21 protein-coding genes are annotated in these 23,719 nt (G+C 59.2%); 11 read left to right on the top strand and 10 right to left on the bottom strand.

Translation table 11 applies throughout. The features are described from left to right. Positions 1-52 precede the first annotated feature (52 nt). The 4 genes from fmt (at position 53) to AC1RPZ_RS03665 (ending at position 4,143) form a co-directional block, all read left to right on the top strand. On the top strand, positions 53-1,012 hold the full coding sequence (gene fmt / locus AC1RPZ_RS03650; RefSeq protein WP_493134994.1) for a methionyl-tRNA formyltransferase: 960 nt from the start codon (positions 53-55) through the stop codon (positions 1,010-1,012). Further along, positions 1,009-2,319 (top strand): 16S rRNA (cytosine(967)-C(5))-methyltransferase RsmB, encoded by a 1,311-nt coding sequence (rsmB, locus tag AC1RPZ_RS03655; RefSeq protein ID WP_493134996.1) that lies wholly within the window; start codon positions 1,009-1,011, stop codon positions 2,317-2,319. The genes fmt and rsmB overlap by 4 nt, the downstream gene beginning before the upstream one ends. Before the next feature lie 23 nt (positions 2,320-2,342). Next, the gene (gene trkA, locus AC1RPZ_RS03660) at positions 2,343-3,716 is read left to right on the top strand and encodes a Trk system potassium transporter TrkA (protein ID WP_493134998.1); all 1,374 of its coding nucleotides are present in this window, start codon (positions 2,343-2,345) and stop codon (positions 3,714-3,716) included. A gap of 112 nt (positions 3,717-3,828) precedes the next feature. Then, on the top strand, positions 3,829-4,143 hold the full coding sequence (locus AC1RPZ_RS03665; RefSeq protein WP_071552633.1) for a tetratricopeptide repeat protein: 315 nt from the start codon (positions 3,829-3,831) through the stop codon (positions 4,141-4,143). 16 nt (positions 4,144-4,159) lie between these two features. Here the strand turns inward: AC1RPZ_RS03665 and AC1RPZ_RS03670 are convergent, their stop codons facing one another. The 3 genes from AC1RPZ_RS03670 to AC1RPZ_RS03680 all read right to left on the bottom strand — a co-directional run bounded on the left by AC1RPZ_RS03670 (position 4,160) and on the right by AC1RPZ_RS03680 (position 5,973). After that, positions 4,160-4,399 carry a PilZ domain-containing protein gene (locus tag AC1RPZ_RS03670; RefSeq protein WP_493135000.1) on the bottom strand — a complete coding sequence of 80 codons (240 nt, stop codon included), beginning with the start codon at positions 4,397-4,399 and terminating at the stop codon, positions 4,160-4,162. A 71-nt stretch (positions 4,400-4,470) separates the two neighbouring features. Beyond that, entirely contained in the window at positions 4,471-5,358 is an 888-nt protein-coding gene (locus tag AC1RPZ_RS03675) for a lysophospholipid acyltransferase (RefSeq protein WP_493135002.1), read from the bottom strand. Between the two features lie 51 nt (positions 5,359-5,409). Beyond that, positions 5,410-5,973 (bottom strand): DNA-3-methyladenine glycosylase I, encoded by a 564-nt coding sequence (locus tag AC1RPZ_RS03680; protein WP_493135004.1) that lies wholly within the window; start codon positions 5,971-5,973, stop codon positions 5,410-5,412. Between the two features lie 81 nt (positions 5,974-6,054). Between AC1RPZ_RS03680 and glyQ the strand changes: the two genes are divergently transcribed. The 4 genes from glyQ to AC1RPZ_RS03700 all read left to right on the top strand — a co-directional run bounded on the left by glyQ (position 6,055) and on the right by AC1RPZ_RS03700 (position 10,437). Then, entirely contained in the window at positions 6,055-7,008 is a 954-nt protein-coding gene (glyQ, locus tag AC1RPZ_RS03685; RefSeq protein ID WP_493135006.1) for a glycine--tRNA ligase subunit alpha, read from the top strand. After that, entirely contained in the window at positions 7,005-9,059 is a 2,055-nt protein-coding gene (gene glyS, locus AC1RPZ_RS03690) for a glycine--tRNA ligase subunit beta (RefSeq protein ID WP_493135008.1), read from the top strand. The genes glyQ and glyS overlap by 4 nt, the downstream gene beginning before the upstream one ends. A gap of 4 nt (positions 9,060-9,063) precedes the next feature. After that, positions 9,064-9,603: a D-glycero-beta-D-manno-heptose 1,7-bisphosphate 7-phosphatase gene (gene gmhB, locus AC1RPZ_RS03695; protein WP_493135684.1), complete on the top strand. Its 540-nt coding sequence runs from the start codon at positions 9,064-9,066 to the stop codon at positions 9,601-9,603. Between the two features lie 63 nt (positions 9,604-9,666). Next, positions 9,667-10,437, top strand: a complete 771-nt coding sequence (locus tag AC1RPZ_RS03700; protein WP_493135010.1) for a lysophospholipid acyltransferase family protein — start codon at positions 9,667-9,669, stop codon at positions 10,435-10,437. A 178-nt stretch (positions 10,438-10,615) separates the two neighbouring features. On the opposite strand, the gene AC1RPZ_RS03705 is transcribed toward AC1RPZ_RS03700, so the two are convergent. From AC1RPZ_RS03705 to AC1RPZ_RS03715, 3 genes are all read right to left on the bottom strand, one after another. Then, on the bottom strand, positions 10,616-12,922 hold the full coding sequence (locus AC1RPZ_RS03705) for a CHASE2 domain-containing protein (protein ID WP_493135012.1): 2,307 nt from the start codon (positions 12,920-12,922) through the stop codon (positions 10,616-10,618). Positions 12,923-12,940: 18 nt separating this feature from the next. Further along, entirely contained in the window at positions 12,941-13,942 is a 1,002-nt protein-coding gene (locus AC1RPZ_RS03710; protein ID WP_493135014.1) for a FecR family protein, read from the bottom strand. A 431-nt stretch (positions 13,943-14,373) separates the two neighbouring features. Continuing rightward, a complete protein-coding gene (locus tag AC1RPZ_RS03715) occupies positions 14,374-14,664 on the bottom strand; it encodes a hypothetical protein (RefSeq protein WP_493135016.1) in 291 nt (96 codons plus the stop codon). A gap of 182 nt (positions 14,665-14,846) precedes the next feature. On the opposite strand from AC1RPZ_RS03715, the gene AC1RPZ_RS03720 reads away from it, so the two are divergent. The 3 genes from AC1RPZ_RS03720 to AC1RPZ_RS03730 all read left to right on the top strand — a co-directional run bounded on the left by AC1RPZ_RS03720 (position 14,847) and on the right by AC1RPZ_RS03730 (position 17,183). After that, positions 14,847-15,566, top strand: a complete 720-nt coding sequence (locus AC1RPZ_RS03720; RefSeq protein ID WP_493135018.1) for a response regulator transcription factor — start codon at positions 14,847-14,849, stop codon at positions 15,564-15,566. 254 nt (positions 15,567-15,820) lie between these two features. After that, positions 15,821-16,924, top strand: coding sequence for an AI-2E family transporter (locus tag AC1RPZ_RS03725; RefSeq protein WP_493135020.1), 1,104 nt, complete (start codon positions 15,821-15,823; stop codon positions 16,922-16,924). Between the two features lie 121 nt (positions 16,925-17,045). Further along, positions 17,046-17,183, top strand: coding sequence for a hypothetical protein (locus AC1RPZ_RS03730; RefSeq protein WP_493135022.1), 138 nt, complete (start codon positions 17,046-17,048; stop codon positions 17,181-17,183). 86 nt (positions 17,184-17,269) lie between these two features. Here AC1RPZ_RS03730 and gyrB read toward each other — a convergent pair whose 3' ends face one another. Genes gyrB through dnaA form a run of 4 tightly spaced genes read right to left on the bottom strand, consistent with a single transcriptional unit; the run spans position 17,270 to position 23,476 of the window. Next, positions 17,270-19,687: a DNA topoisomerase (ATP-hydrolyzing) subunit B gene (gyrB, locus tag AC1RPZ_RS03735; RefSeq protein ID WP_493135025.1), complete on the bottom strand. Its 2,418-nt coding sequence runs from the start codon at positions 19,685-19,687 to the stop codon at positions 17,270-17,272. A gap of 4 nt (positions 19,688-19,691) precedes the next feature. Next, entirely contained in the window at positions 19,692-20,795 is a 1,104-nt protein-coding gene (recF, locus tag AC1RPZ_RS03740) for a DNA replication/repair protein RecF (protein ID WP_019694407.1), read from the bottom strand. A gap of 20 nt (positions 20,796-20,815) precedes the next feature. Beyond that, positions 20,816-21,919, bottom strand: a complete 1,104-nt coding sequence (dnaN, locus tag AC1RPZ_RS03745; RefSeq protein ID WP_044460382.1) for a DNA polymerase III subunit beta — start codon at positions 21,917-21,919, stop codon at positions 20,816-20,818. Between the two features lie 39 nt (positions 21,920-21,958). Next, the gene (gene dnaA, locus AC1RPZ_RS03750; protein WP_493135027.1) at positions 21,959-23,476 is read right to left on the bottom strand and encodes a chromosomal replication initiator protein DnaA; all 1,518 of its coding nucleotides are present in this window, start codon (positions 23,474-23,476) and stop codon (positions 21,959-21,961) included. Positions 23,477-23,719 lie beyond the last annotated feature (243 nt).

Raw genomic sequence — 23,719 nt, forward strand, 5'->3', positions numbered from 1 at the left:
CTTGCTGCGGCAAGCCTTTTTCTTTTCCGCGTGTTTTCAACCGAGAATTCCCATGACTGAGCCACTGCGCATCGTCTTTGCCGGCACCCCCGAATTTGCCGCCGAACACCTCAAGGCCCTGCTCGACAGCCCTTACGAGATCGTTGCGGTCTACACCCAACCGGATCGTCCGGCGGGCCGTGGGCAAAAGCTGATGCCGAGCCCGGTCAAACAGTTGGCTCTGGAACACAACATCCAGGTGCTGCAACCGCCCACCCTGCGCAACGCCGACGCCCAGGCCGAACTGGCCGCGCTCAAGCCGGACCTGATGGTCGTCGTGGCCTACGGCCTGATCCTGCCGCAAGTGGTGCTGGATATCCCGCGTCTGGGCTGCATCAACAGCCACGCCTCGTTGCTGCCACGCTGGCGCGGTGCAGCACCGATCCAGCGCGCCGTCGAAGCGGGCGACGCTGCAAGCGGCGTGACCGTGATGCGCATGGAAGCCGGTCTCGACACCGGGCCGATGCTGCTCAAGGTCACCACACCGATCAGCGGCGCTGACACCGGCGGCAGCCTGCATGATCGTCTCGCCGAGATGGGCCCGTCAGCAGTGATTCAGGCGATTGCCGGGCTGGCCGCAGGCACGCTGGAAGGCGAAGTGCAGGACGACAGCCTCGCCACCTATGCTCACAAATTGAACAAAGACGAAGCGCGCATCGACTGGAACCATCCAGCGGTCGAGCTGGAACGTCTGGTTCGCGCGTTCAATCCGTGGCCAATCTGCCACAGCACGCTCAATGGCGAAGCCTTGAAAGTGCTGGCCGCCAGCCTCGCTGAAGGCAAGGGCGCACCGGGCGAGATTCTCAGCGCCAGCAAGGACGGCTTGATCGTCGCCTGCGGTGAACAGGCGCTGTGCCTGACCCGTCTGCAATTGCCCGGTGGCAAGGCGCTGAACTTCAGCGACTTGTTCAACAGCCGTCGTGAGAAATTTGCCGTTGGGACCGTCCTGGGGCAAGCGGTGGACGCCCAATGAACCCGCGTCTGGCCGCCGCCAAGGCTCTGGCCGCCGTCCTTAACGGCAAGGCTTCGCTGAACAGTTCGCTGCCGACGCAGTTGGACAAGGTCGAAGACCGTGATCGCGGTTTCACCCAGGACCTGGCCTTCGGCACCGCACGCTGGCAGCCGCGCTTGTCGGCGCTGGCGGCCAAGCTGCTGCAAAAACCGTTCAAAGCGGTCGATGCCGATGTCGAAGCGCTGTTGCTGGTTGGCCTCTACCAGTTGCTGTACACCCGTGTCCCGGCTCACGCCGCTATCGGCGAAACCGTGGGCTGCGCCGACAAGCTGAAAAAGCCGTGGGCCAAAGCCTTGCTCAACGCCGTGCTGCGCCGCGCCCAACGTGAAAGCGAAGCGCTGCTGGCCGAGCTTGAGCACGATCCGGTGGTGCGCACCGCTCACCCGCGCTGGCTGCAAAAATCCCTCAAGGCGTTCTGGCCTGAGCAGTGGGAAGCGATCTGCGCGGCAAACAATGCGCATCCACCGATGATCCTGCGGGTCAACCGTCGCCATCATTCCCGCGATGCCTACCTCGCCTTGCTGAACGATGCCGGCGTCGCGGCCAAACCGTGCGTGTTCAGCCGGGATGGCATCGTGCTCGACGCGCCGGGCGATGTGCGCCAGTTGCCAGGCTTTGCCGAAGGCTGGATCAGCGTGCAGGACGAAGCCGCGCAACTGGCGGCGGATCTGCTGGACCTGGCACCGGGCCAACGGGTGCTCGACGCCTGCTGCGCACCGGGCGGCAAGACCTGCCACATCCTTGAAGTCGAGCCCAAACTGGCCGGCGTGGTGGCCGTGGACCTGGAAGCCAAGCGTCTGGTTCGCGTGCGGGAAAACCTTGAGCGGCTGGGCCTCAGCGCCGAATTGATCGCCGCCGACGGCCGCGACACTCAGACGTGGTGGGACGGCAAGCCGTTCCAGCGCATCCTGCTCGACGCGCCCTGCTCGGCGACCGGCGTGATTCGTCGGCACCCGGACATCAAATTGACCCGCCAGCCGGATGACATCGCGGCGCTCGCGGCGCTTCAAGGCGAACTGCTCGACGCGATGTGGCCGACCCTCGAGGTCGGCGGCATTCTGCTGTACGCCACCTGCTCGACCTTGCCGACCGAAAACACCGAAGTCATCGAAGCCTTCCTTTCCCGCACCCCGGGCGCTCGCGAGCTGGATATCGCCAGCCAGGCGGGCATCAAGCAACCGCATGGCCGCCAGTTGCTGGCGCAAGAGGGCGGTCACGACGGGTTCTACTACGCCAAGCTGATCAAGATTGCCGCCGCACGCGGTTAAGCGGATTTCAAGGGAGTGACCGGATGAAGATCATCATCCTCGGCGCCGGGCAGGTGGGCGGTACACTGGCGGAACACTTGGCCAGTGAAGCGAACGACATCACCGTGGTCGACACCGACGGCGAACGCCTGCGTGACCTCGGTGACCGCCTCGATATCCGCACCGTGCAAGGTCGCGGTTCGTTCCCGACGGTGCTGCGCCAGGCCGGTGCCGACGACGCAGACATGCTGGTGGCGGTGACCAACAGCGATGAAACCAATATGGTCGCCTGCCAGGTCGCGCACACCTTGTTCCACACGCCGACCAAGATCGCCCGGGTGCGCGAAGCCGCGTACCTGACCCGCGCCGGCCTGTTCGACAACGACGCGATTCCGGTCGATGTGTTGATCAGCCCGGAACAAGTGGTGACCCACTACATCAAGCGCCTGATCGAGCACCCCGGTGCCTTGCAGGTCATCGACTTCGCCGAGGGCAAAGCCCAGCTGGTGGCAGTCAAGGCTTATTACGGCGGGCCGCTGGTGGGGCAGCAACTGCGCCAGCTGCGCGAACACATGCCCAACGTTGACACCCGCGTGGCAGCGATTTTCCGCCGTGACCGGCCGATCCTGCCGCAAGGCGATACGGTGATCGAAGCCGACGACGAAGTGTTTTTCATCGCCGCCAAAGCGAACATTCGCGCAGTCATGAGCGAAATGCGCCGGCTCGATGAGAGTTACAAACGCATCGTCATCGCCGGCGGCGGGCAGATCGGCGAACGGTTGGCCGAAGCCATCGAAAGCCGTTATCAGGTGAAGATCATCGAGATGAACCCGGCGCGCTGCCGCCACCTCTCGGACACCCTCGACAGCACCGTGGTGTTGCAGGGCAGTGCCTCGGACCGTGATTTGCTGCTGGAAGAGAACATCGCCGACGCCGATCTCTTCCTGGCGCTGACCAACGACGACGAAGCCAACATCATGTCGTCACTGTTGGCCAAACGCCTGGGCGCGAAGAAGGTGATGACTATCATCAACAATCCGGCCTACGTCGACCTGATCCAGGGCGGTGACATCGACATCGCCGTCAGCCCGCAACTGGCGACTATCGGCACCTTGCTGGCCCACGTGCGCCGTGGCGATATCGTCAGCGTGCACTCACTGCGCCGCGGGGCGGCAGAAGCCATCGAGGCGATTGCCCATGGCGATGCGAAGTCGAGCAAGGTCATCGGCAAGGCCATCGAAAACATCGTCCTGCCGCCAGGCACTACCATTGGTGCGATCATTCGCGACGAAGAAGTGCTGATCGCCCACGACGACACGGTGATCGAAGCTGGCGACCATGTGATTCTGTTCCTTGTGGATAAAAAGCATATTCGCGATGTGGAGAAGTTGTTCCATGTGGGGTTGAGCTTTTTCTGATCCGACATTGCCAGGATCGCAGCCTTCGGCAGCTCCTACAGAGGCCAGCGTAGGAGCTGCCGCAGGCTGCGATCTTTTGATCTTCGCTTCCAACGCTTAAAGGAACCCACCAATGATCGAATCCCTGGAAAAAATGCTCGCCAAGGGTGTGGATAACTCGCTGCTGCGCTTCGGCCTGGGCAAGGGTTATCTGGATCTGGGCGAAAACGCCAAGGCCGCCGAGCATTTCAGCCGGTGCGTGGCGTTCGATCCGAAGTATTCGGCGGCCTGGAAGTTGTTGGGCAAGGCTCACTTGGCACTGGCTGACCATGCCGCCGCCCGTCAGGCCTGGGAACAGGGCCTGGAAGCTGCCCGCGCACATGGCGACAAGCAGGCAGAAAAGGAAATGACGGTGTTTCTGAAGAAGCTTGACCGATTGGGCAACTGATCAAAAAACGCTCAATTCAAAGGTAACGCAGACCGATACCGTCAGCGTCGACCTGCACCACTTCCATAGGCACACGCGGCGCACTGCCCGGCAAACCCTGCACCTGGCCATAAACCACCGTGCCCTTGGCCAACGCCGCGAGCGACGGGTGTTTCACATAGACGCCACTGGCGGACAGGTTGCGAGTCTGGCCCAGGCACTCACCGAAGCTCTCGTGCTGGATCTTGATTCGAAATGACTTACGGTGTTCGGACATCTTCTGCGTCCTTGCGTGAACGGTTGTGGATAACCCCAGCCCAAGGTTATCCACAGATCATGCCAATGGGATCAATACCAGCGCTCTTCACCCGGCGGGCGTTTCTTGAAGCGCTTCATGCTCCACATGTACTGGCTCGGGTAAGCCCGCACGTACTTCTCGACGATCTGGCTCATGGCCGCGCAGGACGTCTCGGTATCGGTGCTGTACATAGCTTCGGGCGCGGCTTCCAGGATCACTTTGTAGCCTGAACCGTCCGGCAGGCGCAGGGCGTGCAGGAAGACTCCGACCGCTTTGCCGCCCGCGAGCATGTTCGGCACGAACTTGCTGGTCAGGGCCCTGGTGGCAAAGAAGGGCACGAAGATCCCGGCGGATTCAGCCGGTTCCGGGTCAGCGGGTATGCCCACTGCACCACCTTTGCGCACTTCCTTGATGACGCTGAGGATGCCTTCCTTGGTGGACGCCGCCACACGGTTGCCCAATTGCACGCGCTGTTTGCGCAGCAATTCATCCACCGCCTTGAGCTTGGGTGGACGGTAGAAAATGATCGGTTTGCACTGACTGCAATAGAAGTGGTTCAACACTTCCCAGTTGCCCAGGTGGCTGGTGATGCCGACCACGCCTTTGCCCGAAGCCAAGGCATCCTTGAGCACGTCCAGGCCTTCGACTTCACGCACCAGATCGATGGAGCGCTGGGCGGGCCAGATCCAGGCGCAGGCGCTTTCGGTCAGCGATTTGCCGATGTCCATCAGGCTCTGTCCCACTAAACGCTCGCGCTCGGCGGCGTCCATGTCCGGGAAACACTTGGCGAGGTTGATGCGCACCACGTCGCGGGAACGGTTGGGGGTTTTCCACATGACCCAGCCAATCGCCGCGCCCACCGCTTGCACCGCCCGCCACGGGAGCAGGGCAAATAACCGCAGAGCGCCTACCAGCAAGGCGCCTTTAAACTTATCCACAGGTCACTCCTGATCTTCTAATCCGACGTCATGATCCGTATCACGAGCCGGCTATTCTAACCGCCCACTGCGCAAGATGGCGTAGCGATCACAATCGGTGGTGTGATCCATGACCATCCCCGAGGCTTGCATCAGGGCATAGCAAATGGTCGGGCCGACAAAGGTGAAGCCGGCTTTCTTCAACCCTTTGCTCATCGCTTCGGCCTCGGGCGTCACCGCCGGCACCTGGCTGCGGTCTTTGAAATGATTGACCTTCGGCGTGCCACCGACAAATGACCAGAGCAGCGCCACCGGGTCTTCCAGCGCCTGCCAGGCTTGAGCGTTGCGCCGGGCGGCATTGAGTTTGAGCCGGTTGCGGATGATCCCTGGATCGAGCATCAATTCGTCGATTTCGGCATCGCTCATCTGCGCCACGCGCTGTACATCGAAGCCGAACAACACCTCACGGTAGCGCTCGCGTTTCCTCAGCACGGTGATCCATGACAGACCGGCCTGGAACCCTTCGAGCAAAAGCAACTCGAACAAGCGCTGCGCATCGCGTAGCGGTACGCCCCACTCTTGATCGTGATAAGCCATGTACAGCGGATCTTCGGAACACCAAAAGCAGCGTGGCATAAGGCTCCAGGGGGCGTGCGGACGAACGAATCGGGTATACTCCCGCTCTTTAAATCGCAGCCCAAGAAACAGGTGAATTTCGTGAGCCAGCCTACGCCAGCCGTGCGTACCTTCCAAGACTTGATCCTCGCCCTCCAGCAATACTGGGCCGAGCAAGGTTGTGTGGTACTTCAGCCCTACGATATGGAAGTAGGCGCCGGCACTTTCCATACCGCCACGTTCCTGCGCGCCATCGGCCCGGAAACCTGGAACGCCGCTTATGTGCAGCCCAGTCGTCGCCCGACTGACGGCCGCTACGGCGAAAACCCGAACCGTCTGCAGCACTACTACCAGTTCCAGGTCGTCCTGAAGCCGAACCCGGACAACTTCCAGGAACTGTACCTGGGCTCCCTCAAGCACGTGGGCCTGGACCCATTGGTGCATGACATCCGTTTCGTCGAAGACAACTGGGAATCGCCGACCCTCGGCGCCTGGGGTCTGGGCTGGGAAGTCTGGCTCAACGGCATGGAAGTGACCCAGTTCACCTACTTCCAGGCAGCAGGCGGCATCGAGTGCTACCCGGTGACCGGCGAGATCACTTACGGTCTCGAGCGTCTGGCCATGTACCTGCAAGGCGTGGACTCGGTCTACGACCTGGTCTGGACTGACGGTCCGTTCGGCAAAGTGACCTACGGCGACGTGTTCCACCAGAACGAAGTGGAGCAGTCGACCTATAACTTCGAACACGCCAACGTCGAGAAGCTGTTCGAACTGTTCGACTTCTATGAAAGCGAAGCCAAGCGCCTGATCGAACTCGATCAACCGCTGCCGCTGCCAAGCTACGAAATGGTCCTGAAGGCCTCGCACACCTTCAACCTGCTGGATGCACGCCGGGCGATCTCGGTGACGGCGCGTCAGCAATACATTCTGCGTGTCCGCACCCTGGCGCGTTCCGTTGCGCAAGCCTACCTGTTGGCTCGCGCCAAGCTGGGCTTCCCGATGGCGACCCCGGATTTGCGCGATGAAGTGTTGGCTAAGCTGGAGGCTGCACAATGAGTGCTCAAGATTTCCTGGTTGAACTGGGCACCGAAGAGCTGCCACCCAAGGCCCTGAACACCCTGGCCGATGCGTTCCTTGCCGGTATCGAGAAGGGCCTGCTGGCTGCTGGCCTGAGCTTTGAAGCCAAGCAGGTCTACGCCGCACCGCGTCGTCTGGCCGTGCTGCTCACCCAACTGGCCACCCAACAGCCGGATCGCAGCATCAACCTCGACGGCCCGCCACGTCAGGCCGCCTTCGATGCCGAAGGCAATCCGACCCAGGCCGCCCTGGGCTTCGCCAAGAAGTGCGGCGTAGAGCTGAGCGAAATCGATCAAAGCGGGCCGAAGCTGCGTTACAGCCAAAGCATCGCTGGCAAGCCGACCGTCAGCCTGTTGCCGACCATCGTCGAAGACTCGCTGAACGACCTGCCTATCCCGAAGCGCATGCGCTGGGGCGCTCGCAAGGAAGAATTCGTTCGTCCAACCCAATGGCTGGTGATGCTGCTCGGCGACCAGGTGGTCGATTGCACCATCCTCGCCCAGAAGGCTGGTCGCGATTCCCGTGGTCACCGCTTCCACCACCCGGAAAGCGTACGCATCACTTCGCCGGCCAACTACCTGAATGACCTGCGCGCTGCCTTTGTGCTGGCCGATGCCAATGAGCGCCGCGAGCTGATCAGCACGCGTACCGCTGAGCTGGCGACCCGTCAGGAAGGGACTGCGATCGTTCCGCCAGAGCTGCTCGACGAAGTGACCGCGCTGGTGGAATGGCCAGTACCGCTGGTGTGCTCGTTCGAGGAGCGTTTCCTCGATGTGCCGCAAGAAGCCCTGATCACCACCATGCAGGACAACCAGAAGTACTTCTGCCTGCTGGATGCCGACGGCAAGTTGCTGCCACGTTTCATTACCGTGGCCAACATCGAAAGCAAAGACCCGCAGCAGATCATCGACGGTAACGAGAAAGTGGTTCGCCCACGCCTGACCGACGCCGAATTCTTCTTCAAGCAAGACAAGAAGCAGAAACTCGAAGACTTCAACCTGCGCCTGCAAAATGTGGTGTTCCAGGAAAAACTCGGCAGCGTCTACGACAAGGCCGAGCGCGTTTCCAAACTGGCCGCGTTCATCGCTCCACACATTGGCGGCAACACCCAGTGGGCGGCGCGTGCCGGCCTGCTGTCCAAGTGTGATCTGGCGACCGAGATGGTCGGTGAGTTCCCGGAGATGCAAGGTGTCGCCGGTTACTACTACGCCCTCAACGATGGCGAGCCGGAAGATGTCGCGCTGGCGCTGAACGAGCAATACATGCCGCGCGGTGCCGGCGCTGAACTGCCGACCACCCTGACCGGTGCGGCTGTGGCGATCGCCGACAAACTCGACACCCTGGTCGGGATCTTCGGCGTCGGCATGCTGCCCACCGGTAGCAAAGACCCGTATGCCCTGCGCCGTGCCGCGCTCGGCGTGTTGCGGATCCTGATCGACAAGAAGCTCGACCTGGACCTGACCGACGCCGTGGCCTTCGCCGTCAACTCGTTCGGCAGCAAGGTCAAGGCTGCCGGCCTGGCTGATTCGGTGCTGGAGTTCGTCTTCGACCGTCTGCGTGCCCGTTACGAAGACGAAGGCGTGGATGTCGCCACTTACCTGTCGGTTCGTGCCCTGAAACCGGGCTCGGCCCTGGACTTCGATCAGCGCGTACAAGCGGTGCAAGCCTTCCGCAAATTGCCGGAAGCCGCTGCATTGGCCGCGGTGAACAAGCGCGTATCGAACCTGCTGAGCAAACTCGAAGGCAGCATGCCGACCACCGTCGAAGCCAAGTACTTCGACAACGCCGCCGAATTTTCTCTGTACTCGGCGATCCAGCAAGCGGATCAAGCGGTGCAGCCAATGGCTGCGGCCCGTCAGTACAGCGAATCGCTGGCGCGTCTGGCGGCCTTGCGCGAGCCGGTCGATGCGTTCTTCGAAGCGGTGATGGTCAACGCGGAAGACGCCAAGGTCCGTGCCAACCGTTATGCGTTGCTGGCACGTTTGCGCGGCCTGTTCCTCGGCGTTGCCGACATCTCGTTGCTGGGCTGAGGAGCTGCTGTTGAAACTGCTGATTCTCGATCGGGACGGAGTGATCAATTACGACTCCGACGCTTACATCAAGTCGGTGGAAGAGTGGATTCCGCTCCCCGGTTCGATCGAAGCCATCGCGCAGTTGAGCAAAGCCGGCTGGACGGTAGCCGTGGCTACCAACCAGTCGGGCATTGCTCGCGGCTACTACGATGTCGCCACCCTCGACGCCATGCACGAGCGCTTGCGCACGTTGGTGGCGGAGCAGGGCGGCGAACTCGGCCTCGTCGTCTACTGCCCGCACGGGCCGGACGAAGGCTGCGACTGTCGTAAGCCCAAACCCGGCATGCTTAAAACCATTGCCGCACATTACGACGTGGCGCTGACTGACCTATGGTTCGTCGGCGACAGTCTCGGTGACCTGGAGGCGGCAAAAGCCGTCGACTGTCAGCCAGTTTTGGTAAAAACCGGAAAAGGCGAAAAGACTCAGGGCTTGACCCTACCGGTAGGTACTTTGATTTTTGACGATCTGGCGGCGATTGCCGCAGAACTTATCCACAACTAGGGCGATTCTGACATCCTGATCAAGGACTGTTCGGGAGCGCACTTTTAATAGGCAAATGCCGCTATGTCGATCTTGCAGGCAATCAGAACCTTTCTTTTTTACCTGCTGCTGGGCACCAGCTCGTTGCTCTGGTGCAGCCTGAGCTTTTTTATCGCGCCTTTTTTACCGTTCAAGGCGCGCTACCGCTTTATCAACGTCTACTGGTGCCGTTGCGCGTTGTGGCTAAGCAAGGTGTTCCTGGGTATCCGCTATGAAGTCAAAGGCGCCGAGAACATCCCCGACCAGCCGTGCGTGATTCTGTCGAACCACCAGAGCACCTGGGAGACGTTCTTTCTGTCGGCCTACTTCGAGCCACTGAGCCAGGTGCTCAAGCGCGAACTGCTGTACGTGCCGTTCTTCGGCTGGGCGATGGCCATGCTGCGGCCAATCGCTATTGATCGCGACAACCCGAAGGCCGCGCTCAAGCATGTGGCGAAGAAGGGCGATGAGCTGCTCAGGGACAATGTCTGGGTACTGATCTTCCCGGAAGGCACCCGCGTACCGTTCGGCACCGTGGGCAAGTTCTCTCGTGGTGGCACGGCGTTGGCGGTCAACGCGCAGTTGCCGGTGCTGCCCATCGCCCATAACGCCGGCAAGTTCTGGCCGAAAACCGGTTGGTTGAAAACACCAGGCACCATCACCGTCGTCATCGGTGCGCCGATGTATGCCGAAGGCACTGGCCCACGAGCGATTGCCGAGCTCAACGACCGTGCTGCGGCCTGGAACGAACAGACCCAACGGGACATCGGTTCGCTGCCGCCACTGCCCGCTGCGGCGGATAAAGAGACTGTCTGAGGTTTTGTGGATAACCTGTGTACCGTTTTGTTGAAAAGCATCTTATTTGCCAGCTAAATTTATGATTTATATAGATATTTCTTAAGCTCATAAAACGCAGGAAAACGTGCATAAGTTTTCACGGCACTAAAAAAACCGGCTATTTGCGCCGGTTTTTTTACGCCTGTTTAAAAGTCCTTCACTCCTCCAGCAACGGCAGTTGAACGCTGAAGGTCGTGCCTTGCCCGATCCGGCTTTCACAGAAAACCCGTCCACCATGGCGATCCACTACGGCTTTGACCATCGACAACCCCAAGCCCAATCCGTCACTGTCTTGAGACGAGGCAAAGCGCCGGTACTGGCTAAACAGCTCAGGCAGTTCCTCGACCGCAATACCTTTTCCCTGGTCGGTGACCGCGCAGGTCAGCCAGCCCTGTGCACAACTCACCCTTACGCGGACCTGCGAACCTGCCGGGCTGTACTTGATGGCATTTTCCAGCAGATTGAACAGTGCCCGGGTCAGCAACGACTGGTCGGCCAGGACCCTGCATTCTGCCTCGTCATCCAGATCGTGCAGCAGCTCGATCTGCTTGAGTTGCGCGGTACTCATCGCTTGATCGAACGCATCGAGCACCAACATCGCGAACATGCTCGGTTCGAACTGGTACGCCTCGGACTCGGCTTTGGCCAACTGTACAAAGGCCTCGGTCAGGCTCAAGGCTTTGCGTACCTGCAATTCGATCTGGCTGAACAGCTGCGTATCACCCGTGCCTTGGTAATGCTGGACGTCGAGCAAGGCCAGAATCGCCGAATGCGGTGCGCGCAGGTCGTGGGAAAGGAACCGCAGCAACACCGTGCGCTGTTCCTCGGCATCGCGCTCGACGCTCAAATCCGTGAGGCTGAGCAGCCAGCCAATCGCCGTTCCACCTTCAGCCGGCAGTAACGGCGCAAGGTCCAGACGCAGGCTTCGACCTTGGGTGTCGCGAAACTCGCTGGTCTCAAGTGTCGACAACGCGCAACGTCCCTGTTCAAGCAGTCCCGGGCAACCCAGATCCGAGAGCCGTTGCAGCAGGTCTTCGCCGACCAGATCGCTGGCAAACAGACTCCGGGCATTGCGGTTGGCCAGCAAAATTCGACCGTTGGGATCGCTGATCAGCGTCGCCACCGGCAGGTACTCCAGGCCGTCGGCGATGAACCGCCGGGTGTCGCGGGTCCGGCTCATCGCCTGTTCCAGCGCGACGATCTGGTCCTGCAATACATCGCCGGCCGGTGACGGCGTGCGGCGGCGCTCGGGAAACACTTTCGGCTCACTATCAAGCCGTGCCAGTTCCCAGCCGAAGTAGGCGAGCACCGCGCTCAGGCGGCGCCAGCTCCAGATCAGGTAACCCAGCAGCATTCCGAGCACACTGGCGGCGGGCGACCACCACCAACCCGCTCGGAGCAGCAGCGCCGAGGCGAGCAGGGCCATCACCATGCATCCCAGGGTCAACCATAAGGCGCGTCGTGGACGGAACAGCAGCAAGGCCAGCAGCAACGCGACGACGACCGTCGACAACCCGACCGCCCAGCCATCGGCGAGCACCACGATACTGCGCTGTTGCAACAGGCCATTGAGGATGTTGGCTTGAATCTCGATGCCCGGTGTTGTGCCGATACTCTCCGATTGCGGTGTCACGTATCGGTCGCCCAGCCCAGGCGCCGTGGAGCCAATCAGGATCAGGCGATCACGCAGCAACTCGGGCGGCACTTCGCCGCGCAGCACACTGACGTAGGGAACACTGGGGAAACCCGCATTCGCGCTGATAAAGGGAATTCGAATACCGTTGGTTCGTTGCCAGCCTTGAACCGTCAATGACGACGGCGAGCCGGGCAGGGTGTCCGAGCCGTCAGTGGTCGTCTCGTAGAGTAACCACGCCAGTTGCGCTCTCGGGTTGCGCTCAGGGCCTTCGCGCAGATACACACTACGCACGATGCCATCAGCATCCGCCTCGGCGTTGATATGGCCAATATCTTTGGCACAGCGACTCAACGACGCAACAGGTTCGATTTCACCCAGCGGCTGCCCATAACGCGCAACCCCTTCGCGCAGCAAAGGCACGAACACATTGCCGGCCCGGCACATCGCTTGTGCCAGGCGCAGGTCGTTCTCGGGAAGCTTGTCGGGCTCGCTGAAGATGACGTCGAACAGCACGCCCCTGGCCTTCGCCTCGGTGAGCCGATCCAGCAGGTCGGCGTGCAAGGTCCGCGACCAGGGCCACTGACCGAGTTGCTGCAAGCTGTAATCGTCGATGGTGACGATGAGAATTCGCGGGTCGACCGGCAGCGGGCTCAGCCGACGCAGGTTGTCGTACAGCAGATTGCTTAGCGTCAGCCCATGGCTCAAGGACAGAATCGCCGTCAACGGCAGCAGGATCAGACTGACCCACAGCCATTCCCGGACCATCCGACGAAACAACCGCTGTGCCTGGGTCGGCTCGCGACCTTCCTTCCTTGGCCAGCGCTTCATCGACAAATAGCCGAGTCGTTATTGAACACGCGTGGTCCTGGGGTAATAGAAGATGTCATATACCCCGGTTTCTCCCTCAAGCCCCTGCGCGTCATACGCAGAGAGTCGAACATGGTAGAAAAACGCTTTCAATCCACTGAAGTTGATCTCTGGCGTGCTGGAAAACTGTTCCTGCTTGATGTTCAGAAAGTCCGTGTCGGTCGCCACTTGCGCCCGGTAGCGCGTGGCCCCGTGCAAGGGTTTCATGATCAACTGCCAAACCGGTGTGGAGCCGGTTTGACCGGTCTGCCCCAACAACTGCGGCGCGGGCAACAGGTCGATCGGCGTCAGCTTGCCTTCTTTCTGAATGCGTAACCCCTGGCGCGCCATGACCTGCACTTCATCTGCTGGTTTTTCGGCCTTTTTCGCGAGCGGTTTGCCTGTGCGTTTTTTTGATGGCGCGTCAACGACTTCACCACGATCGACGGCCACCTGGCCATTCAGCACTTCGATCAACGATTGCCCATTGTCACTGTTTCGCACCCGAAAGTGTGTGCCACGAACCCCGAGCACGCCGACCGGTGTCACGATCTGAAAACGATCATAGTCGCTGGCGCGCTTGATCACATACGACTCGATCTGACCTTGCTCAAGTATCACCTGCGGGACGGCGAGTTCTTCGTTCAAACGCAACGTGACCTGTGAACTGGACGGCAGAACAATGCGCGATCCATCGCCCAGCGACAGACTGACGAATGCTAAAGGAGAGGTCTTCACACCTTCCTGCTCGTCAACCGTCATTCCTTCTTCGAGCGCCACCTGCTTGCCTTTGCGGTCGAGCTTCCAGGCTTCGCCCGTCAGGTGCTCGACGGTGGCGGGCAGGGGTTGTCCACGGCATTGCTGATGGTCATCGATATACGGCAAGCGCTTTGAGTCGAAGAGCGCTGCGGATGCGTTCTGCGTCAATGGGCCTGCCACGCCAACGACCAGCAACAGACAGGTGCTCAGGTGGCGGCAGTGCAAAGAAGTCATGGGGTTCATTGGATTCGCTTTTCACGCTTTTCCTGGAATCTGGCCGACCAGCTGATTCATCAGCCTTACGCACCATACCTGACAGGGCTCTATGGCAGATAGCCCACGTCTATGCATAACGCCCACATCGATTACAAAGGCAGTCGCAGTTATCCATGCCGGTATACAAATCAAAAAAGGTAGGAGGTGACACATCCTTGTGTCGGAACCAATTCAACATTGATCCGGTTTTACAACGTGAAGTGGCACTCCTTTTTTTCCCCTGAACTGCAGACCGCAAGCGAACCGGCGATCGGCGGTCCCGCCAGGTTGGCGATGACACTCCCTGTGTCGGAGCACTTCCGAATGCTCCTGTGCCACTCAACGCTTGAGAATTTACCGACACCCAGGGTCGCTGAGGCAATTCTCCATATTTGTTCAGAATTGCCCGCCCCCCTTCGTTAAAACACCCAACGCTGCTGCTCTTCACGAAGCAGCAGCGACGGCAATTGCTCGCCGTCAGCGGAAGTGCTCACCGGTGCAAAGCCCCGTGAATCACTGAACGCCACATTTGCCGTCGCGGGACTGAAGTAGCGTTGCGTCACGTGTTCATCCGGTACCTCGCCGCTCGAGTTCACGGTATGCGAAACAACTCCCGCATAGGCCACACACGCCAACGACAGGCCGCGTATCAGCGCCTTCCCCTTCGTCACCTTCGCGATCAGTGCACGAAGATTCAGCCAGTTCCCCATCGTTGTGTCCTCGAGTCTTCGAGCCGATATCCGCCGGTTGACGGCCAATTGATATCAGCCTAACCAGACACAAGGAATCTGAAGAAAATCACCATAATTGTTCAGATTCAGACAATCAGCCTAAACTCGGCACATAGGATTTTTTACCCATCGCACCCTACGAGCTGAAGGAAACGCCCCGCATGCGTGTCGCAATACTGGATGACGAACCCGCCGAGCTACGCCGGGTGGAACAGACACTGCGACAGATTCCCGGAACCGGAGAGCAAGCGTGGACCTTGCACAGCTTCGAGCGTGGTGAAGATCTGCTCCGCCAGCTGCGACGCGAAACCTTCGACCTGTTGATACTCGACTGGCAGCTACCTGATCTCAGTGGTCTATCGCTCTTGCGCTGGACCCGCGAACACATGGAAGCGCCTCCCGCCGCCATCATGCTCACCAGCCGCGATGCCGAAAGTGACATCGTCCAGGCGTTGAACGCCGGCGCCGATGATTACGTCAGCAAGCCGTTCCGTCCCAATGAGCTCAAGGCCCGCGTCAGCGCCGTAGTGCGTAGACATGGATTGCAGCGCAGTGCGGCCAGCGAAGTGCTGAGTTTCAACGATCTGAACTTCGACGACGCCGAACTGACGGTGACCCGCGCCGGCAAAACGATCAGCCTGACGGAACGGGAATACCGTCTGGCCCGCTGCCTGTTTGCCAACCTGGGTCGGCCGCTATCACGGGAATATCTCTACGAACGTTTCTGGACCCATGAAGAGATGGTGTCTTCACGGCCACTGGATACCCACATCTACCGCTTGCGCAACAAGCTGGGGCTGACGGCCGATCGGGGTTGGCAGTTGCTGACGATCTACGGGTATGGGTATCGACTGGAAAGCGTCACGGCGGCGAGCGAATAACATCTTCAGCCGTATTTTGTGAACAATTAAAAAGGCCAACGCTGAGCGTTGGCCTTTTTAATTACTGCAGATCACACCGGATGTAGAGTCACAAAATAGATGGTGCTGCTCACCTGCAAACACAGGGACACATTCATCGGCGGTCGGGAGGAGTCGCGTGTGGACAAACCGTAGTTGCCTACGACCCTCCATTGAGCGTCTATGCTGGGCTTACCGATCTCATACCTTTGCAGCGATCTGCTGGGAGGCAATCAATGGTGCCCACACCCACTTCTGAAAAGGCGTTGTCCCGTGGCCTGCTGGATGTATTGATTCGCGCCGGGCTGATCGCCGTTCTGGTGATTTTCTGCTTCCAGATCTTCCACCCGTTCCTCGACCTGATGCTCTGGTCGTTGATCCTGGCAATCACCCTCTACCCACTACAAGACAGGCTCAAGGGCATGCTGGGGAACAACGAGGGGCGCACCGCGACACTGATCGTGCTGATTGCCATCGGCATCCTCATGGCGCCAATCTATCTGTTGGGCACCTCGATGGCCGACTCGGTGCAGGATGCCCTGGCCATGGTCAAGAGCGGCAGTTTCCATATTCCGCCGCCGGCCGAATCGGTAGCCAGCTGGCCACTGGTGGGTAAGCCTGTGTATGGCTTCTGGCTGCAAGCCGCCACCGACCTGAGCGGTCTAGCGCAGAAGCTCGCACCGCAGCTCAAAAATGTCAGTCTCACCCTGCTGGGCAAGCTCGCCGGCCTCGGCATGGGTCTCCTGATATTCATCTTCGCCCTGATCATCGCCGGCATTTTCATGGCTTATGGTGAAAGCGGTGGCCGTAGCGCTGTGCAGATCGCTTCGCGCCTCAGCGGTCCGCTCAAGGGGCCGAAAATCACCGAACTGTGCACCGCCACCATCCGTGCGGTAGCGCTGGGTGTGGTCGGTATCGCCTTCATCCAGATGTTGCTGATTGGCGTCGGCTTCGTGGTCAAGGGGATCCCCGGCGCAGGTCTGCTCGCACTGGCGGTGCTGCTGCTCGGCATCATGCAGTTACCGGCCATGCTGATTACCATTCCGGTGATCGTCTTTGTTTTCGCCACCGAAGGTGCCAGCACGACAGCCATCGTGTTCTCTCTCTATATTTTCGTTGCTGGCCTTGCCGATAACGTACTCAAGCCACTGTTGCTGGGACGCGGTGTCGATGTGCCGATGCCCGTGGTGCTGATCGGTGCACTGGGGGGCATGGTCACCAGCGGCATTATCGGTCTGTTCATCGGCCCGGTGGTGCTTGCGGTCGGTTATCAGCTGTTCTGGCAGTGGGTGCAGGATCAGCCGCAAGGCGCTGTGCCGGACGACCAGCCGAAGATCTGACGGGCCCATGTTTCCTTCATGTCACCCAGGCCGGTTACTCCTGACGAAGATGGGGCTTTTCATCATCGTTGTCCTGTAACCGCTGCTGAATATCCTATTGTTGTCGATGGTGATGTTACTGATGTTGTTCAGTAACTTCGTGCAGATTTCCATCTGGGCCGCGCTGTTCATGTTTCTCGACGAATTCGCCACCGCGCTGTATCACTCGCGGGTCAACTTCGCCACGCTGTTCAAGATAAAAAAAAGCCAACGTTTTTAAACGTTGGCTTTTTCAGTCAGTTGAGCTGACAAGCTTGAGTCGTTTATTTGTGAGCGTTCTCATTCATTCTGAGAACCGACACCGGATCAGAAGTCCAGGTTGGACACTGCCAGGGCGTTACTTTCGATGAAGTCACGGCGAGGTTCGACCGCATCACCCATCAGGGTGTTGAAGATCTGGTCCGCGCCAATGGCGTCTTCGATGGTCACTTTGAGCATCCGGCGCTGGCTTGGGTCCATGGTGGTTTCCCACAGCTGATCCGGGTTCATCTCGCCCAGACCTTTGTATCGCTGGATGGTGTGACGCTTGGTGCTTTCAGCCATCAGCCATTCAAGGGCTTCCTTGAACTCGGTGACTGGCTTCTTGCGCTCGCCGCGCTGGATGTACGCGCCGTCGTCCAGCAAGGTGCTCAATTGAGCGCCCAGGGAGACAACAGTCTTGTAATCGTTGCTGCCGAAGAAGTCGCGGTTGAAGGTGATGTAGTTCGACAGGCCGTGGGAGATCAGTTCGACTTCTGGCAGCCAGACGTTACGTTCACGGTCTTCACGCAGGCTGGCCTTATAGACCAGGCCAGACTTCTCGACAGTGCGCAGGCGAACTTCGTACTGGGCCAACCAATCCTGCATCGCTGCGTGATCGGACAGTTGATCCATGCTCACCGCTGGCAGGTAGATGAAGTGCTCGGTCAGTTCCTGTGGGTACAGGCGCGACAGACGCTTGAGGGTCTTCATCACCAGACGGAAGTCATTCACCAGACGCTCAAGGGCTTCGCCGGAAATACCCGGTGCTTCCTCGTTCAGGTGCAGGCTCGCATCTTCCAGGGCCGACTGCGTCATGTACTCTTCCATGGCGTCGTCGTCTTTGATGTATTGCTCTTGCTTGCCTTTCTTCACTTTGTACAACGGCGGCTGAGCGATGTAGATGTAACCACGTTCGATCAGCTCCGGCAGCTGACGGAAGAAGAAGGTCAGCAGCAGGGTACGGATGTGCGAACCGTCGACGTCAGCATCGGTCATGATGATGATGTTGTGATAACGCAGCTTGTCGATATTGTACTCGTCGCGACCGATGCCGCAGCCCAACGCAGTGATCAAGGTGCCCACTTCTTGCGAAGAGATCATCTTGTCGAAACGCGCCTTCTCGACGTTCAGGATCTTGCCCTTGAGGGGCAGAATCGCCTGGGTCTTGCGGTTACGTCCCTGCTTGGCGGAGCCGCCAGCAGAGTCACCTTCCACGAGGTACAGTTCGGACAGGGCAGGGTCTTTTTCCTGGCAGTCCGCCAGTTTGCCCGGCAAGCCGGCGATATCCAGCGCGCCTTTACGACGGGTCATCTCACGGGCTTTACGCGCCGCTTCACGAGCACGGGCCGCGTCGATCATCTTGCCGACAACCAGCTTGGCTTCGTTCGGGTTTTCCAGCAGGAAGTCGGAAAAGTACTTGCCCATTTCCTGTTCGACCGCGGTCTTCACTTCGGAAGAAACCAGCTTGTCTTTAGTCTGGGAGCTGAACTTCGGATCCGGTACCTTGACCGAAATGATCGCGGTCAGGCCTTCACGGGCATCGTCACCGGTGGTGGCGACTTTGTGCTTCTTCGCCAGGCCTTCCGCTTCGATGTAGGTGTTCAGGTTACGCGTCAGTGCCGAACGGAAACCCACCAGGTGAGTGCCGCCATCGCGCTGAGGAATGTTGTTGGTGAAGCACAACAGGTTCTCGTTGAAGCTGTCGTTCCACTGCAGGGCGATTTCCACGCCGATGCCGTCTTCACGCTGGACGTTGAAGTGGAACACCTGGTTGACCGGAGTCTTGTTGGTGTTCAGGTATTCAACGAACGCACGCAGGCCGCCTTCGTACTTGAACAGCTCTTCCTTGCCGCTGCGCTCGTCCTTGAGGACGATGCCAACACCGGAGTTGAGGAAGGACAGTTCACGAATCCGCTTGGCCAGGATGTCCCAGCTGAAGTGGATGTTCTTGAAGGTCAAGTCGGACGGCTTGAAGTGAATCTGGGTACCGGTGGTTCCGCTCTCGCCAACGATTTTCATCGGCTCTTTCGGAACACCGTGGATGTAAGTCTGTTCCCAGATCTTGCCGCTGCGGCGAACGGTCAGGACCAGTTCTTCAGACAGAGCGTTTACAACCGACACACCTACACCGTGCAGACCGCCGGATACTTTGTAGGAGTTGTCATCGAATTTACCGCCGGCGTGCAGCACGGTCATGATGACCTCGGCTGCCGAGACGCCTTCTTCTTTATGCACGTCTACCGGAATGCCACGACCGTTGTCGCGCACGGTGATGGATTCGTCCGGGTGGATGATGATGCTGATGTCGTCGCAATGGCCGGCCAAAGCTTCGTCGATCGAGTTATCGACCACCTCGAACACCATGTGGTGCAGACCGCTGCCATCGTCGGTGTCACCAATGTACATACCGGGACGTTTGCGTACGGCATCCAGGCCTTTCAGCACTTTAATGCTCGTTGAGTCGTACGTATTTTCTTCGCTCATGCCTTCACTCCCGATGGTCGTGGGTCTGGGTGATACGGCCCTGTTCCACGTGGAACAGGGCGACTGGCGTTTCCGTCTGCCAGCCTTCCCTCAATAATTCGTGATCTACACAGGTGATAAACACCTGGCAGCGTAAGTCTTCCAGCAAACGGCAAAGCGCACGGCGGTGCTGCTCATCCAGCTCGGACGGCAAGTCATCCACCAGATAAATACATTGGCCGCGCCGGGCCTGGCTGACCAAATGCCCTTGGGCAATCCGCAATGCACAGACCACCAACTTCTGCTGACCACGGGACAAGATGTCCGCGGCATTGTGTGCGCCCAATCTAAGACGCAAATCAGCGCGTTGTGGTCCGGCCTGGGTATGCCCCATTTGCTGATCCCGGTGAACGGACGCGGCGAGCACTGCACTCAGCTCTCGCTCTTTGTCCCACCCCCGGTAATAGCTAAGCGTCAAGCCCTCGAGTTCGACGAGTTCGCTCAAGGTCTGTTCAAAGACTGGTTTCAAGGCTTTGATATAAGCGCGGCGGTATTCATCAATTTCAGCGCTGGCCTGGCACAATTCTCTGTCCCAAACCGCTTGCGAAACGGCGTCAAGTGTACCATGCCGCAGCCAAGAGTTTCTCTGGCGCAGGGCCTTCTGCAAGCGCTGCCACGTGGACATAAAACGCGGTTCCACGTGGAACACACCCCAATCCAGAAACTGCCGGCGAATTTTCGGCGCGCCTTCCAACAGGCGGAAGCTGTCGGGGTTGATCAATTGCAGCGGCAGGATTTCTGCCAGTTGCGCAGCACTGCGGGCGTTCTGCCCGTCGATGCGAATCTGAAATTCCCCTTGGCGGTCCCGGGAAATCCCCAAAGCGCTGTGCCCACCCTCGGCCAATTCAACCTGACCAAACACCGTGCACGCTAATTGCTCATACTGGATGACCGGTAATAGGCGGGTGCTACGAAACGAACGGGCGAGCCCCAGCAGATGGATGGCTTCCAGAACACTGGTTTTGCCGCTGCCGTTGGCGCCGTACAGGATGTTGATGCGGGGGGAGGGGGAGAAGGTCACCGGGTGCAGATTGCGCACCGCGGTGACCGAGACACGACTGAGGGACATCTAGCGTCTGCTAAGCATGTTTACAGGCGCATCGGCATGACAACGTAAGCCGAGTCGTCGTTGTCGGACTCTTGCACCAGCGCACTGCTGTTGGAGTCAGACAAGATCAAACGCACTTGCTCAGTGGTCATCACGCCCAGCACGTCGAGCAGATAGCTCACGTTGAAGCCGATTTCCAGAGAGCCACCATTGTATTCAACGCCCACTTCTTCTTCCGCCTCTTCCTGTTCCGGGTTGTTCGCCTGAATCTTCAGCTGACCGTTAGCCAGTTGCAGACGAATGCCGCGGTACTTTTCGTTGGACAGAATCGCGGTACGGCTAAACGCTTCACGCAGTGCCTGACGATCTCCCAGTACCAGCTTGTCGCCGCCTTTCGGCAGAACGCGCTCGTAGTCGGGGAATTTGCCGTCGACCAGTTTCGAGGTAAAGGTGAACTCGCCGGTGGTGGCGCGGATATGGTGCTGACCCAAAACGATGCTGACATTGCCGTCCGGCTCGGTCAGCAAACGCGCCAGTTCCAGAATACCTTTACGTGGAACGATCACCTGGTGGCGATCCGGCTGGCCGATGTCAGCCTGCATTGAGCACATGGCCAGACGGTGACCGTCGGTGGCCACGGCGCGGATGATGCCGGCCGAGACTTCCAGCAACATGCCGTTGAGGTAGTAACGAACGTCCTGCTGAGCCATGGCAAAGCTGGTGCGTTCGATCAAGCGACGTAGTTTGCTCTGTTCCAGACTGCACGTCAGCGAGCCCGGGCCTTCTTCCACCGTCGGGAAGTCGTTAGCAGGCAATGTCGACAGGGTGAAGCGGCTACGGCCGGCTTTCACGACGAGCTTCTGCTCATCGACCTTGATGTCGATCAGCGCGTCGTTCGGCAGGCTCTTGCAGATATCCATCAGCTTACGCGCCGGGACAGTGATTTCTCCCGGCTCGGCCGGCTCTTCGAGTTGCACACGACCGACCAGCTCGACTTCCAGGTCGGTACCGGTCAGCGACAACTGCTGGCCTTCGACAACCAGCAGCACGTTGGAAAGCACCGGCAAGGTCTGTCGGCGCTCGACGACGCCTGCGACCAGTTGCAGGGGTTTCAACAGGGCTTCGCGTTGAATGGTGAAATGCATGGTCTAGTCCCTTGCCTTAATAAGCTGCGCTGGTGTTCATCAAGTAGTCAGTGTACGCAGCAGGTTCTTGTAGTCCTCGCGGATGTCCGCGTCGGATTCCTTAAGTTCGTTGATCTTGCGGCATGCGTGCAAAACAGTGGTGTGGTCGCGGCCGCCAAACACATCGCCGATTTCCGGCAGGCTGTGGTTGGTCAATTCCTTGGACAGAGCCATGGCCACTTGCCGTGGACGTGCGACCGAACGCGAACGGCGCTTGGACAGCAGATCCGAAATCTTGATCTTGTAGTACTCGGCGACGGTGCGCTGAATGTTATCCACAGAGACCAGTTTGTCCTGAAGCGCCAACAGGTCCTTCAAGGATTCGCGAATCAACTCGATGGTGATATCGCGGCCCATGAAGTGCGAGTGGGCGATCACGCGCTTGAGCGCGCCTTCAAGTTCACGGACGTTGGAACGAATACGCTGGGCAATGAAGAACGCAGCATCGTGCGGCAGGTCAACTTTAGCCTGGTCGGCCTTCTTCATCAGAATCGCGACGCGGGTTTCCAGTTCCGGCGGCTCGACGGCGACCGTCAAGCCCCAGCCGAAGCGCGACTTCAAGCGCTCTTCAAGGCCTTCGATTTCTTTCGGATAACGGTCACTGGTGAGGATGACCTGCTGGCCACCTTCAAGCAGGGCGTTGAACGTGTGAAAGAATTCTTCCTGGGAACGTTCCTTGCGGGCGAAGAACTGAATGTCATCGATAAGCAGCGCATCGACCGAACGGTAGAAGCGCTTGAACTCGTTGATCGCGTTCAGCTGCAAGGCCTTGACCATGTCGGCCACGAAGCGCTCGGAATGCAGGTACACGACCTTGGCATTCGGGTTCTTCTTTAATAGGTGGTTACCCACAGCGTGCATCAAGTGGGTTTTACCCAAGCCAACGCCGCCATACAGGAACAGCGGGTTGTAACCGTGCTTGGGATTGTCCGCGACCTGCCAGGCTGCCGCACGGGCCAGCTGGTTGGATTTACCTTCGACGAAGTTCTCGAAGGTAAAGGTGCGGTTCAGGTAACTGGTGTGCTTGAGCGCGCCTTCGACCTGCACCGTGCGTTGTTCCGCACGGACCGGAGCCTGTTGCGAACTGGCGCCAGCCATTGGGTCGAAGCTGTCGCGAGACGGCTCTTCACTGACCTCGGCGACTTTCTGCGTTGCACGCTTGGTCGGCGCGACAGGCGCAGATGCGCTGACCGGTGCCGGTGCGGCAGCGGCCTGGGCTTGAGACGCCGCTGCAGCCAACGGCGCATTCGGCGCAGCACGAGGTGCTGAACTGCGTTTGCTGCCTATTAATAAGGAAAGCGCGGGCGCCATACCGTTGCCGTGCTCATCCAGCAGCTCAAGCACGCGGCTCAGGTATTTTTCGTTGACCCAGTCGAGAACAAAACGATTCGGTGCGTAAACACGCAACTCGTCGCCTTCGGCTTCGACCTGTAGTGGACGGATCCAAGTGTTGAATTGTTGGGCAGGCAGCTCATCGCGCAAAAGCTCCACGCACTGCTGCCAAAGTTCCACTGACACGGATATCCCCTAAGTTGAAAGCCGGTGAGGCAAAAACAAGCGGCCATTGTAGCGACCAGACGCCGACTTATCCACACGTAGGTTGCTCACGGGTGTCGAAGAATCAACGCTTTATACGGAAAAAAGACGACCAATGGTCTGTGCATAAGCTCTGTGGATAAGCCCCCTTAAGGTCGTTGCACAAGTGGGGGGCAAACTCGGTGGATAACCAGCCTGTGGATAACCAGCCATTCCACACACAGC

The organism is Pseudomonas sp. GW822-FHT02D10, from assembly GCF_058802345.1.

What these genes read in the sequence shown, in the direction of transcription:
- fmt (WP_493134994.1), top strand. Translation starts at nt 53, where the DNA reads ATGACTGAGCCACTGCGCATCGTCTTTGCCGGCACCCCCGAATTTGCC.
- rsmB (WP_493134996.1), top strand. Translation starts at nt 1,009, where the DNA reads ATGAACCCGCGTCTGGCCGCCGCCAAGGCTCTGGCCGCCGTCCTTAAC.
- trkA (WP_493134998.1), top strand. Translation starts at nt 2,343, where the DNA reads ATGAAGATCATCATCCTCGGCGCCGGGCAGGTGGGCGGTACACTGGCG.
- AC1RPZ_RS03665 (WP_071552633.1), top strand. Translation starts at nt 3,829, where the DNA reads ATGATCGAATCCCTGGAAAAAATGCTCGCCAAGGGTGTGGATAACTCG.
- AC1RPZ_RS03670 (WP_493135000.1), bottom strand. Translation starts at nt 4,399, where the DNA reads ATGTCCGAACACCGTAAGTCATTTCGAATCAAGATCCAGCACGAGAGC.
- AC1RPZ_RS03680 (WP_493135004.1), bottom strand. Translation starts at nt 5,973, where the DNA reads ATGCCACGCTGCTTTTGGTGTTCCGAAGATCCGCTGTACATGGCTTAT.
- glyS (WP_493135008.1), top strand. Translation starts at nt 7,005, where the DNA reads ATGAGTGCTCAAGATTTCCTGGTTGAACTGGGCACCGAAGAGCTGCCA.
- AC1RPZ_RS03700 (WP_493135010.1), top strand. Translation starts at nt 9,667, where the DNA reads ATGTCGATCTTGCAGGCAATCAGAACCTTTCTTTTTTACCTGCTGCTG.
- AC1RPZ_RS03705 (WP_493135012.1), bottom strand. Translation starts at nt 12,922, where the DNA reads ATGAAGCGCTGGCCAAGGAAGGAAGGTCGCGAGCCGACCCAGGCACAG.
- AC1RPZ_RS03710 (WP_493135014.1), bottom strand. Translation starts at nt 13,942, where the DNA reads ATGAACCCCATGACTTCTTTGCACTGCCGCCACCTGAGCACCTGTCTG.
- AC1RPZ_RS03715 (WP_493135016.1), bottom strand. Translation starts at nt 14,664, where the DNA reads ATGGGGAACTGGCTGAATCTTCGTGCACTGATCGCGAAGGTGACGAAG.
- AC1RPZ_RS03720 (WP_493135018.1), top strand. Translation starts at nt 14,847, where the DNA reads ATGCGTGTCGCAATACTGGATGACGAACCCGCCGAGCTACGCCGGGTG.
- AC1RPZ_RS03725 (WP_493135020.1), top strand. Translation starts at nt 15,821, where the DNA reads ATGGTGCCCACACCCACTTCTGAAAAGGCGTTGTCCCGTGGCCTGCTG.
- AC1RPZ_RS03730 (WP_493135022.1), top strand. Translation starts at nt 17,046, where the DNA reads ATGTTGTTCAGTAACTTCGTGCAGATTTCCATCTGGGCCGCGCTGTTC.
- gyrB (WP_493135025.1), bottom strand. Translation starts at nt 19,687, where the DNA reads ATGAGCGAAGAAAATACGTACGACTCAACGAGCATTAAAGTGCTGAAA.
- recF (WP_019694407.1), bottom strand. Translation starts at nt 20,795, where the DNA reads ATGTCCCTCAGTCGTGTCTCGGTCACCGCGGTGCGCAATCTGCACCCG.
- dnaN (WP_044460382.1), bottom strand. Translation starts at nt 21,919, where the DNA reads ATGCATTTCACCATTCAACGCGAAGCCCTGTTGAAACCCCTGCAACTG.